Origin of the sequence: Caballeronia sp. LP006, from assembly GCF_031450995.1 — a bacterium.
GTDB lineage: Bacteria > Pseudomonadota > Gammaproteobacteria > Burkholderiales > Burkholderiaceae > Caballeronia.
Window position 1 is genome coordinate 161,681 of record NZ_JARTVW010000003.1, and the last position, 12,214, is coordinate 173,894.

Annotated in this window: 12 protein-coding genes; 7 read left to right on the top strand and 5 right to left on the bottom strand. The window is 64.4% G+C overall.

From position 1 onward, the window contains the following. The first annotated feature begins 7 nt into the window (after positions 1-7). The 3 genes from P9250_RS05435 to P9250_RS05445 all read left to right on the top strand — a co-directional run bounded on the left by P9250_RS05435 (position 8) and on the right by P9250_RS05445 (position 1,817). The gene (locus P9250_RS05435) at positions 8-793 is read left to right on the top strand and encodes an enoyl-CoA hydratase/isomerase family protein (protein WP_370652264.1); all 786 of its coding nucleotides are present in this window, start codon (positions 8-10) and stop codon (positions 791-793) included. Between the two features lie 4 nt (positions 794-797). After that, the gene (locus P9250_RS05440) at positions 798-1,478 is read left to right on the top strand and encodes a glutathione S-transferase family protein (protein ID WP_250494395.1); all 681 of its coding nucleotides are present in this window, start codon (positions 798-800) and stop codon (positions 1,476-1,478) included. A gap of 153 nt (positions 1,479-1,631) precedes the next feature. Next, a complete protein-coding gene (locus P9250_RS05445; RefSeq protein WP_250494396.1) occupies positions 1,632-1,817 on the top strand; it encodes a hypothetical protein in 186 nt (61 codons plus the stop codon). Between the two features lie 511 nt (positions 1,818-2,328). On the opposite strand, the gene P9250_RS05450 is transcribed toward P9250_RS05445, so the two are convergent. The 5 genes from P9250_RS05450 to P9250_RS05470 all read right to left on the bottom strand — a co-directional run bounded on the left by P9250_RS05450 (position 2,329) and on the right by P9250_RS05470 (position 6,397). Beyond that, entirely contained in the window at positions 2,329-2,643 is a 315-nt protein-coding gene (locus P9250_RS05450) for a cytochrome c (protein ID WP_250469002.1), read from the bottom strand. After that, positions 2,643-3,908 (bottom strand): sorbosone dehydrogenase family protein, encoded by a 1,266-nt coding sequence (locus tag P9250_RS05455; RefSeq protein ID WP_244829851.1) that lies wholly within the window; start codon positions 3,906-3,908, stop codon positions 2,643-2,645. The genes P9250_RS05450 and P9250_RS05455 overlap by 1 nt, the downstream gene beginning before the upstream one ends. Positions 3,909-4,117: 209 nt before the next feature. Continuing rightward, positions 4,118-4,912, bottom strand: coding sequence for a hypothetical protein (locus P9250_RS05460; RefSeq protein ID WP_250469004.1), 795 nt, complete (start codon positions 4,910-4,912; stop codon positions 4,118-4,120). Between the two features lie 221 nt (positions 4,913-5,133). Then, a complete protein-coding gene (locus tag P9250_RS05465; RefSeq protein WP_244829849.1) occupies positions 5,134-5,304 on the bottom strand; it encodes a hypothetical protein in 171 nt (56 codons plus the stop codon). 220 nt (positions 5,305-5,524) lie between these two features. Beyond that, the gene (locus P9250_RS05470; protein WP_244829846.1) at positions 5,525-6,397 is read right to left on the bottom strand and encodes a LysR substrate-binding domain-containing protein; all 873 of its coding nucleotides are present in this window, start codon (positions 6,395-6,397) and stop codon (positions 5,525-5,527) included. Positions 6,398-6,510: 113 nt separating this feature from the next. Between P9250_RS05470 and P9250_RS05475 the strand changes: the two genes are divergently transcribed. The 4 genes from P9250_RS05475 (at position 6,511) to P9250_RS05490 (ending at position 12,213) form a co-directional block, all read left to right on the top strand. Then, positions 6,511-8,055, top strand: a complete 1,545-nt coding sequence (locus P9250_RS05475) for an MFS transporter (RefSeq protein WP_310391623.1) — start codon at positions 6,511-6,513, stop codon at positions 8,053-8,055. Positions 8,056-8,192: 137 nt separating this feature from the next. After that, positions 8,193-9,224, top strand: a complete 1,032-nt coding sequence (locus P9250_RS05480) for a TRAP transporter substrate-binding protein (protein ID WP_250469012.1) — start codon at positions 8,193-8,195, stop codon at positions 9,222-9,224. A gap of 5 nt (positions 9,225-9,229) precedes the next feature. After that, the gene (locus tag P9250_RS05485) at positions 9,230-11,128 is read left to right on the top strand and encodes a TRAP transporter large permease subunit (protein ID WP_310391626.1); all 1,899 of its coding nucleotides are present in this window, start codon (positions 9,230-9,232) and stop codon (positions 11,126-11,128) included. Between the two features lie 32 nt (positions 11,129-11,160). Beyond that, entirely contained in the window at positions 11,161-12,213 is a 1,053-nt protein-coding gene (locus P9250_RS05490; protein ID WP_244829842.1) for a LacI family DNA-binding transcriptional regulator, read from the top strand. Position 12,214 lies beyond the last annotated feature (1 nt).

The following is a 12,214-nucleotide window of genomic DNA, read 5'->3' on the forward strand; positions in this document are numbered from 1 at the left end:
CGACGCCATGAATCTGCAACGCATCGAGCTCTCGGTGACGGGACACGTCGCCCGCGTGACGCTGGATCGCGCCGATGTACGCAACGCCTTCGACGACGCGACCATCGTCGAACTGACTGCCGCCTTCCGCGCGCTCAACGACGACACGAGCGTGCGCGTCATCGTGCTCGCGGCGAACGGCCCGGCCTTTTGCGCGGGCGCCGACCTCAACTATATGAAGCGCATGGCCGGTTATTCGGAGGCGGAAAACCGCGCGGACGCGCTCGGGCTTGCGACCATGCTCAACACCATCTACACGAGCGCGAAGCCGGTGATCGCCAGCGTGCAGGGCGATGCCTACGCGGGCGGCATGGGCCTCGTCGCCGCGTGCGATATCGCGGTGAGCGTGGACAGCGCGAACTTCTGCCTATCGGAGGCGAAGCTCGGGCTCATGCCCGCGACCATCGCGCCTTACGTCATTCGCGCGATGGGCGCGCGCGCCGCGCATCGCTACTTCGTGACGGCCGAGCGTTTCGATGCGACGGAAGCGCTGCGTATCGGCTTCGTGCATCAACTGACGACGAGCGGCGAGCTCGATCGAACCGTCGATGCAATGGCGAACGGCATCGCGTCCAACAGCCCGAACGCCGTGGGCGAGTGCAAGCGGCTGGTGTCGGAACTCGCGGGCAAGGTCATCGACGATTCGTTGATCTCCGATACGGCCGAACGCATCGCGCGCATTCGGGCATCGGACGAAGGGCGCGAGGGCGTGCAGAGCTTCCTCGAAAAGCGCAAGCCGTCATGGCTCGGGTGACGCGATGATCACGCTGCATCATTGCGTGAGCGCGCGGTCGTTCCGGCCGCTTTGGGCGCTCGAGGAAATCGGCGTGCCGTACCAACTGAAGATGCTGCCGTTTCCGCCGCGTGTGGTGGCGCGCGAGTTCATGCAAGTGAACCCGCTCGGTACGATTCCGGCCTTCAATGACGACGCGCTTTTCATGACCGAATCGGCCGCGATTTGTCAGTATCTTGCGGCGCGTTATTCGCCCGGCGCCCTTGATGTCGCTTCGCACGAAGCGGACTTCGGCCGCTATCTCAACTTCCTGCACTTCGGCGAGGCGACGCTCACGTTTCCACAGACGCTCGTCTTGCGTTACACGCATCTGGAGCCGCCCGAGCGCCGGCAGCCGCAAGTCGCCGAGGATTACGCGAAGTGGTTTCATGCGCGTCTGCGCACGCTCGTGCCGCTGCTGGAGCGCGAGGCTTTTTTGTGCGCGGGGCGGTTCACGGCCGCGGATATCTCGGTTGGTTATGCGTTGATGCTCGCGGAGCATATCGGTTTGCACGAACGCTTCGCGGAGCCGATCGCGCGCTATTGGTCCCGATTGCGCGAACGCGATGGTTTCCAGCGAGCCATGCGCGCGCAAAGCGACGCGGCTGTCGCGCAGGGCGTGTCGCCCGATCCATCGCCGGATATGCGGCCGTTCGGCTCGCGCTAACAGCCTTCCGGCTCGACGCGTGAAGGCGGGCGCACGTCGTCCCTCCTTCACGTCCCCCCATCCGCGGGGCTGTGCAGAACGCCATCGAACCTTAATCTGCTCATCAGGCGCTCACGTTTGCGAGCGCAAATCAGACAGACGAGGTAACTGGCGATGTACGTCTTCTCCTGGCTCTTATCGATGATCGTCGCGCTCGTGGCAACGGGCACGATCGTATTGGCGATGCCGCGCTCGGCCGCCGACGAACTCAGCGTAGCGACCGCGCCGCACACTTTCTTCAGCAGCGAATTGAATCGCATGACGACGATGCTGGCGTCGTGCGTGACAGACGCAGACTGACACTAATCGAGGCGCGCCGCACGATGCAAAGGCGCTCCCGGTTAGCGGTTTCGAATCAGCACGTTGCACTGATTTCCATAACGATATCCACAGGCTTGTGCAGAAGATCTGTGGACAACCAGGGCCGGGGGCGCCCTGGAAACGAAAACCCCAACCGGCGCACGGGGAGCGCTGGGGAGACCACATACGATGAGACGCGAAGGCGTCCAGGCGAGCGGGGCCAATAGGTTCGATGTTCGATACGAACGAAAATTCACCGCGCGGAAAAGCGCAGGGGAGACCAACAGTCAATGCGGGGAACGAGGCGCGCGGGGGTGCGCTTCGGTGGTGAGACGTGCGTAAGCGCCGCAAGCGGGCGAAAAAAAAGCCCGCTGCATTGAGCGGGCTTGAATCCATATCGGTTGAGACATGGAGGAGACAAGGCTTAGTATAAACCCTTACCCATCCAAGTCAAGCGTCAAACCAAAAAATTTGCGCTGGGGAAGGGCATCGTCAAGCAAGTCTGCTTCGGTCATTGCTTGCCGAGACTGTGGTAGTACGCCGCGAGATTGGCGATATCCGCCTCGGACAAGGGTTTCGCGACCATCGACATCATTTCGTTCTGGCGCGCGCCCGTGTGAAAGTCGGTCAGCGCCTTCACGAGATACTCCTCCGTCTGCCCCGCGAGGTTGGGCGCTTCCGGCAGCTTCGACATGCCGTCGAGCCCGTGGCACGCCTGACACTGTGCCGCCTTCGCGCGCCCCGCCTTGATATCGCCCGCTGCGAGCGCGACGCTGGATACCGCCAGCATCAGGCTCGCCACCACCGCTGTCTGCGCCGGCCGCATCACTTCGACCCCGAATACGAAATACGATAGATGGCGCCGGCATAGTCGTCGGATACCAGCAGCGAGCCGTCCTGCAATACCTGGACATCGACCGGGCGTCCCATGTACTCGCCGCTCGAAGTGAGCCAGCCATCCGCGAAGACTTCCGGTTCGCCCGCCGTGCCGTCGTCCTTGACGGGCACGTACATGATGCGTGCGCCGATGGGCTTCGTGCGATTCCACGAACCGTGTTCCGCGACGAAGATGCCGCCCTGGTACTTGTCCGGGAACGTCTTAGCGTTATAGAACGACATGCCGAGGTCGGCCGCGTGCGCCGCGAATTCGACTTGCGGATACACCAGGTTCGCCGGCGGATTCTGATCCTTGTAGTCGACGGTCCGCACCTTGCCGCCGCCGTACCACGGGAAGCCGAAGTTCTCGCCCGCCTTGGTCGCGCGGTTAAGTTCGCCCGGAGGAATGTCGTCGCCCATGCCGTCGACCTGGTTGTCGGTGAACCAGAGCGTCTTGTCCTTCGGATTGAAGTCGAGGCCGACCGAATTACGCACGCCGTGCGCGTAGGTTTCGCGGTTCTTGCCGTCTTGATCCAGACGGATGATGCCCGCGAGCCCGTTCTTATCGATATCGGCGAGTTTGTCTTTCGGCGGCACGTTCCACGGCTGGCCGAGCGCGATATATAGCTTCTTGTCAGGCCCGATACGGCACGCGCGCGCGCCGTGATTGAAGCTCTCGAACGTCGCCGGGATCAGCTTGCCTTGCGGCACGACGACCGCCGCGGCCACGTCCGGCCCGCCGTCGCCGAAGAACTGGGCCGCCGGGAAACCGAGCACGCGATTCTGCTCGACCACGTAAAGCACGCCATCCGGCGAGAAGCAGACGCCGTTCGGCACCTTGAACGTGACCGACGAGGCGAATTGAACGACGTCATCCGCGACGCGCCTTTTGGTTCGATCCGTCACCTGCCATACGCGATTCTTGCGCGTGCCGACGAACACCACGCCCGTCGAAGGCTCGATAGCCATGTGCCGCGCTTCCGGCACGATTGCATACAGGTCGATCTTGAAGCCTGGCGGCAGTTTGATTTGCTTGAGATTTTCGCGCAGCGCGTCGGCGGTCTGGCCGCCTTGCGGCACCTTTTCGGCCTGACTCGTGCCGGTCTGCTTGAAGTTGGACAGCGAATTGAGATTGTCTTGCGCGGCGTTCGCATACGGCAGGCAGGCGAGCATGGCGCCGACCGCCAACGGCAAAAGCTTGAGCGTTGCGTTCATCTGGTTGTCTCCTTGTTGTTACGGCTTATTGAACCTCACTGAACAACACGACTGATGACTCTCGCCGAAGGAGACGGCGTCACGCGCACCTCGACCAAGCACGCGTATCACGACGCCGCTGCCTACGGTAGCAACAATCTTAGAATACGAATCGCCCGCTGCAAGCAGCGAGCCGGCTTTTTTCACGCGCTGATAAAAAGCGTCGGCAGCTATTTCCTGCCATCGAAGAGAAAGACGTTGGCACGGTCGGGGCTCGGCAGCGCGACTAGCAGGCGCGGGCCGTCGAGCACGGCGGCGCCCTTGACGGTCGCGTCGGGCAGCGGGCAGGGCGCGGGGCCGAACGTCACCGAGACGTCGTAGGCGTTCGCGCCGGGACGCGGCGCCACCGTTCCCTTGAAGATGCAACCGGCGCTCGTCGTGCCGGCGGCGTAGCCATCGGCGGCGACGGTGATGCGCGTGGTCGTCGCGCCTCCGAGCGACATTCCGCGGCCGCTGTAGAGGCCGCCAGCGTTGGCGAGGCTCGGTCCGGTGTCGAGCATCGGCGCGGCATTCACGTTGAAGGCGAGGCCCGCGCCGCCGTTCTTGCTTGCGACCGTGCCGCTTACGGCCGGCGCTTGCGCGAAGTTTGCGCTGAAGTTGGCGGCGGTGGCGGGCGCCCGGCCCACGCGATAGTCGAACGCCGAGGTGCTCGCGAACTTGCCGTCGCTCGTCTGCGTGCCGCCCGTGGCGATGGCGACGCCCGACAGGTTCGTGCCGCGCGTGTCGTTCGGAGTGCCGTAGAAGAGATACGCCGAGCCATCGAAGAGCACGAGCAGCGTGGCATCGGCCTGACCGTTGTCGATTGTCCCTTTGTAGACGCCGCCCGATGGCAGCGTCGTCGTGACGGTGCCGGGCGGTGGCGGAGCGGAAGAGTCGGTTGCGCAGGCCGCGAGCGCGAGACTCAGGGCGAGCGGCAATGTGAAAGTCAGCGGGACTGGCGGCTTGAATCTTGTGGTTATCGTCACTCTGGACTCCGGTCTCGATCGAGGCGGTATCGTGCGATGCGCGCGGTGAACGTCCTGTATAGGCGCTGAAAAAGCACAGGTCAAGCGCGATGCACGACCGTGCGGCGCGCCGAGTCTTCCTCGTTCAGCGTCTTTACGACGGCTTCATGGCGATGCGATCGGAATGCAGACGTGGTGAAACACGTAAGTGACGCCGTCTCGTTCGAACATGGCTTGTTCGCTTAGTAAGCGCCTGCGATCGGCAACAGCAGATAGGGCAGCAGCGCTTCGTAAGACATGGCCGTCGCTTGCGTGTCGGGCAAGGTGGGCGCGGTATCGATCACGGGTGCGTCGCGCCCGATGTCGATGTCGACGAGCGATGCGCCTGCGATGGGTGTCGGTTCGATCTTCATTTTCCCCTCCTGTCATGCAGCGTGTGAGGGGAAGTCTGGGCGCGAAGAGTTAGGAAAGCGTGAGGCCGCAAGGCTCTTGCGTCAGGACGCGCGTCTCAAGCGGGACCGTCGAGCCAGTTTTCGATCTTGACGCCTGATCAGAGAACTACCCCGATCGGCCAATCCCATTGATATGTATCGATCATCCAAGCAAAGCCAACAATGCAACCGGAAATGCGCTTCACGCCTTCGAAGCCATTTCCAAAAACCCCTTCACCGCCGCCCCTTTCTCGAACCGCCGATACACCACCGCGACTTCCGAAGGCACCGGCTTTCCCGCGATCTCGCGATACTCAACGCCCGGCACCGTCACGCATTGCGCGAGCGATCGTGGCACGACCGCCACATCGCCGCCGAGCGACACATGCGCGAGCACATCCGACAGCGTGCCCGGCTGTCCGGCGATGTGCGGCTCGAAGCGCCCGCGTCTTCCAACCTCGAGCGTGCCGGACTCCTGCTCCGGCAACACGAACGACTGACCACGCAGTTGCGCGGGCGTGATGGTTTCCGTTTCCGTCAGCGGAGAATCGGCCGGCAGCGCGACGATGAACGCATCGCGACGCACCGTGCGCACCTCGACGCCATCCGGATACGGCACGGGCGGCCGCACGTAAGCGATATCGATATGACCGTCGATGAGCAGCGCGCCCGCCTCGCGCATGACGATCTCGCGGATACCGATGGCAACCTGCGGATAGCGCGCACGAAAGCCGCGCACGTGTGTCTGCAGCACGCCCGAATAAACCGCCGAACCGACGTAGCCGATCACGATCCTGCCCAGCTCGCCGCGCTCCGCCAGCGCCGCGCGCTCGGCCCCGCGCGCGAGATGATCGAGCGCGCTCGATGCCTCGACGAGATACGCCTCGCCCGCCGCGGTCAGCGCCACCGAGCGCTTCGTGCGCTGAAAAAGCCGCACGCCAAGGAGCCGCTCCGCTTCCTGAATTCGTCGCGTGAGCGCGGGCGGCGCAATGCCGAGTTCATCGGCGGCACGCGTGAAATGCAGATGCCGCGCGACGCTCAAAAAGCAGCGCACATGGCGCAATTCCACTGGCATGAGAGCCTCGCTTCGTATTGTCGAATGCATCAATTATTTGGAGATTCTATGTCAATGACAGACAAGAGCGATCTCACTAGCATCGATAGCTTCATCGTCAACATTCGCCCGCCATGTCCAACACCGCCGATGTCTCGCCGAACCGGTCCGCCGCGCGCTTCGTGCTTCTCACCGCATCGGCGACCTGCGCGCTGATCACGCTCGATACCAACGTCGTCGCCGTGGCGCTGCCATCCATCGCGCGCGATTTCCACGCCGGTTTCGCCGATGTCGAATGGGTCGTGAGCGCCTACATGGTCGCGTTCGCCGCGTGTCTGCTGCCGGCGGGCGCGCTCGCCGACCGCATCGGCAGAAAGAAGATGCTGATCGCCGGGCTCGCGGCGTTCGCGCTGGCCTCGCTCGGCTGTGGCCTCGCGCCTTCCGCGTTCGCGCTGAATCTGGCGCGCGCGGCGAAGGGCGTCGGCGCGGCAATGCTGCTCACGTCCGCGCTCGCGATCATCGCCAACACCTTCCACGAAGGCGCGGCGCGCGCTCGTGCATGGGCGATCTGGGGCACCTGCATGGGTATTTCGACGACCGTCGCGCCACTCGTCGGCGGCGCGATCACGCAATGGTTCGGCTGGCGTTGGATCTTCCTCATGAACCTGCCGATCTGCGCGCTGCTCGCCTGGTGCGCGTGGCGCGGCATGCGCGAGTCGCGTAATCCGCATGCGGGATCGCTCGACCTGCTCGGCAGCGCAATCTTTGCCGCGTCGCTTTCGCTCGGCATCTGGGCGCTGATCGGCGGTCAGGCCGATGGCTGGACGAGCTGGCGCACCGAAGCGCGCCTTGCCGCGTGCGCGGCGCTCCTGGTCGTGTTCGTGCGCGTGCAACGCTCGCGCGCGCATCCGATGATCGATCTCTCGCTGTTTCGCGAATCGCGCTTCGTCGCCGCCGTGCTCGCCATGTTCGGCTACGCGGCCTGCGCGCAAGTCATGATGACGTTCCTGCCGCTTTATCTGCAAAACGCGTTCGGCTTGACCGCGGTGCGCGCGGGCGTCGGCATGTTGCCGTTCGCGCTCGCGATGATCGCCGGGCCGCATCTCGGCGCGGCGCTCGGCAAGCGCGTGCCTGCAATGGCGCTGCTCACGTTCGGGCTTGCGACCATCGGCGTGGGCAATCTGCTGACGGCGTGGTTCGCGTCGATGTCGTATTACGGGCTCATCGCGGTCTCGATGATCGTCACCGGACTCGGCGCGGGCATCCTCAACGGCGACACGCAGAAGGCGATCATGGCGTGTGTGCCGGCGCATCGCACGGGCATGGCGTCGGGTATCAGCACGACGACGCGCTTTACGGCCATCGTCACGTCGGTGGGCGTGCTCGGCGCGGTGCTCGCGGCGCGCACGAAAAGCGCGCTCGATCTGCATGCAAGCGGTTTCCCTGCCCTCATGCACGCGTTCGATGAAACCTTCCTCTCGCGCGTGCTTGCGGGCGATCTGGCACATGCGGGCGCGGGCGGCAACGCGGCTGTCGTCGCGATCGCACGTACGAGTTTCGCGAGCGGCTTCGCGGCTGCGTTAGGTGTGGCGGGCGTGAGTGCGTTGCTCGTGGCGTCGGCGGTGTGGGTGCTTGCCGGACGCAGCGAGCGGGCTAGCGCTGTGCGAGTCGACGCGTAGAGAACCATCGGAGCGCGGCAGAATCAGCGGGATAACCCCTATGGGTGAAGATCCGCCCGCCGTTTACTGTATCGATACACTAAATCGATACAGCCGCAACCGGCGCACTGCGATCCGCGGCTCTTAGGAGACAAGACATGCAATCGACATCCCGGCGACGCTTCCTTCAAACCGCCTCGGCGGCCTCGCTCGCGGTGGCGGGCGGTGCGTTGCCGTCGCTCGCACGCGCGCAGGCGCCGGTCGCGCTGCGGCTTTCGTCGTCGATGCCCGCGAATCAAAACGCCGCGCACTACGTCTGGTATCAGTACCTGGCTGAAAACCTGAAGGCGAGCGTGGGCGAGCAGATTCGCATCGATTATTTTCCGAACAATCAACTCGGCAAGGAAAGCGACGTCGTTCAGCAAGTGAAGGTCGGCGCGGTCGACATGATGGTGACGGGCTCGTCCATCTGGGCAACGGTTCTGCCCGAACTCGGCATGCTCGATCTGGGTTACGTCTTTGATAACTTCGATCACGTCGGCCGCGCGATGGACGGCAGCGTCGGCCAGAGCTTCGACAGCCTGCTGCAAAAGCGCGCGGGTTGCTCGGTCATCACGTGGGGCTATTCGTTCGGCGGCCGCAACGTGTTCACGAAGAAGCCCGCGCACTCGCTCGCGGAAATCAAGGGCGTGAAACTGCGCGTGCTGCCCACGCCCGCTTTCATGGACACGTTCAAGCTGATGGGCGCGGTGCCGACGCCCATTCCCATCGGCGAGTTGTACATGGCGGCGCAAACCGGTGTCGTCGACGGCTTCGAGCACGACTGCGCGACCGTGCTCGCGAGCAAATACGACGAAGTGGTGAAGTCGTGCTGGCAGACGCAGCACGTGTTCAGCCCGCTCGTCGTCGTGATGGGCCGCCGCTCGCTCGACAAGATTCCCGCGAATCTTCGGCCGGCCTTCCAGAAGGCCGCGCAGGATGCGACGGCGAAGCAACGCACGGTAGCCGTGCAGACGGCGGCGCGCGCCGAGCAGGAACTGAAGCAGCGCGGCATGACTTTCTTCCCGATGTCGCCCGCGGACCGCGAGACCGCGCGTCACGAAATGCAGACGCAGTTGTACGCGAATTTCGCGAAACAGTATCCCGCGACCGCGCCGCTTTTTCCGGCCATCGCCGCCGCACGAGGCTGAACGCCATGACCTCTTTCTCCGCGACGCCCGGCCCCGAAGCGCAGCTTGCGGCCGCGCCCGGCTTCGGCCAGAAGACCGCGCTCACGCGCGCGCTCGCCGTCGTCATGCGCTGGATCGAATACATTTGCGCCGCCGTGCTCGCGGCCGATGTGATCGTGGTGTTCGTCTCCGTCATCTATCGCTACTTTCTGCACGATCCAGTCGATTGGGCCGAGGAGATCGCGCGTGCGTTGATGATCGTGCTGGTCTTCTTCGGCGCGGCGACCGTGCTTGCGCGCAGTCAGCATGTCGGCGTCGATCTGTTTCGCGCGGCGCTGCCCGCACGCTGGCAACCGGCGCTGATTCAGGCCGGGCACTGGATCATCGCGGCCGTGGCGGCCAATCTGTGCTTCTCGTCGTGCCTCTTGCTCGTCGATTCCTACGGCCAGATGACGCCAAGCGGCCTGCCCGCGTGGATCAACGTGTATCCGCTCGTCGCGGGCAGTGTGTTCATGGCGGTGTTCGCGCTCGCCAATGCATTGAACGGGCCGCGCAAGACGGTGTTCGGCGCGCTCATCGGTTGCGTCGTGGTCGCGGCGGCGCTGTTCGGCTGGAACGCGCTCATGCCCGATCACGCGATCAAGCCGGGCATTCTGCTCGCGGCCGGTTTCGTCGGCGGACTCGTGCTCGGCGTGCCCATCGGCTTCGTGCTCGCGTTTTCCGCGTTGCTGTATTTTCTCGCCGAGCCGACCCTGCCGATCCTCGTCTACTCGCAACAGGTGATGGCCGGCGCCGACCACTTCGTGCTGCTCGCCATTCCGTTCTTCGTGCTTGCGGGCTTGCTGATGGAAACCAACGGCATGTCGTCGCGGCTGATCGAACTCCTGCTGCGTATTTTCGGTCGCGTGCGCGGCGGGCTCGGTCTCATCACCATCATGGCGACGGCGTTCTTCTCAGGCGTGTCCGGCTCGAAGCTCGCAGATATCGCGGCGGTCGGCGGCGTGGTCATGCCGGCCGTGCGTCAGAGCAAGCAGGACCCGAACGAAGCGGCGGCGCTCCTCGCGTGCAGCGCGGTGATGGCCGAGACCATTCCGCCGTGCGTGAACATGATCATCATGGGCTTCGTCGCGAACATTTCCATCGCGGGGCTGTTTCTCGCGGGCGTGGTCCCGGCGGCGGTGCTGGCGCTCGCGCTTGCCGTCGTCGCGGTGATCTTCGGGCGTCGTATCAACGTGGCCGATGCGCTCAAGAACCCGCGTGCGTTTCTGCCGCTGATGGGCGGCGCGTTCGTCGCGCTCGTGATGATCGCGATGATCGGCAAGGGCGTGACCTCGGGTATCGCGACATCGACGGAAGTGTCGGCGTTCGCCGTGGTCTATGCGCTCGTGGTCGGCTGGCTCGCGTTTCGCGAACTCACGCCGCGCAAGGTGGCGCGCGTGTTCGTGCGTTCGGCGTCGATGGCAAGCAGCATCCTGTTCATCGTGGCGGCGGCGTCGAGCGTGTCGTTCGCGCTCACCATCGAGCAGATTCCCGCGCTCGTCTCCGATGCCATGATCAACTTCGCGCATCAATACGGACCGACGATGTTCCTGCTGCTGTCCGTGCTCATCATGATCGTATTCGGCGCGGTGCTGGAAGGCGCACCCGCGCTTATCATCTTTGGACCGCTTCTCACGCCGATCGCCACGCAGCTCGGCATCAACCCGCTGCACTTCGGCACGGTGATCGTCGTGGCGATGGGGCTCGGTCTGTTCGCGCCGCCCGTCGGCTTGGGGCTTTTCGCGACCTGCGCGATCACCGGCACGGAAATGAAGGCCGTCGCGAAACCGATGGTCAAATATCTGGTGGTGCTGTGCGCCGCGCTCGTGGTACTCATTCTGGTGCCATCGTTTTCTCTGTGGCTGCCGACCCGGCTCGGCCTGTAGCCTGTTGTCCGAAGTCCGAAACAAGAACTTTCATGAGCACCATTCAGGACGTGGCCCGCCACGCTGGTGTATCCGTAAGCACGGTTTCCAACGTGCTCAACGGCCGCACCGACCAGATGCGTCAGGAAACGCTCGCGCGCGTGCAGGCCGCGATGACCGCGCTGCAATACCGTCCGAGCACGCTCGCGCGCCAGCTGAAGACCGGTCAGACGCCGCTCGTCGGCTTGCTCGTGCCGTCCATCGCCAATCCGATGTACGGCTATATCGCTCGCGAGGTCGAGACTTACGCGCAAGAGCGCTACGGTTATCGCGTGCTGATCGGCAATACGTATCGCGACCCGGCGAAGGAAGCGTCGTTCTTCGAAGATTTGCTCTCGCACGGCGTGCGGCGCGTAATCGTGATCTCATCGCTCGCGGATGAGCGCCATCTGGAAACCGCGGCCGAGCGCGGCATGGTCGTCGTGAGCTACGACCGGCGCGCGACCGAAGGCGAGACCACGCGCATCGATCACGTCACGCCGGATAATTTCGAGGCGGCGCGGCTCGCGACGCGGCATCTCATCGCGCATGGTCACACACGGCTCGGTTATGCGACGCTCGCCGGCATGACGCTGAGCCGGCGCGACAAGATTCGCGGCTTTCTCGCCGCCGCCGAGGAAGCGGGCCTCGGCCACGGCGCGCGCGTGCTCGACAGCGGCCCGGTGAACGAATACGGCGACTCGATGATCGCGGAAAACGGTCGCGCGCTCGCACGCCAACTCTCGGAAGACGCCGCGCGGCCGACCGGAATCGTCGCGGTCAACGACCTGATGGCGCTCGGTCTGATGGCGGGTCTGCGCGAATCGGGCTTGCGCGTACCGGACGATATGTCCGTGGTCGGCATGGACGGGCACTTTCTCGCCGCTATCTCGAACCCCGCGCTCACGACCGTGCAACTGCCCGTTCCTGCGATGGCCGCGGCCATGGTCGAGCGCGTGATGCGTCAGCAAGACGACGCTGTAATCGATTCCGCGCAGGCGCTATTCACCGACATCACGCTCGTCGAGCGCGAATCCGTGGCGCCGCCTGCCGCAAAAGCAACGTAGA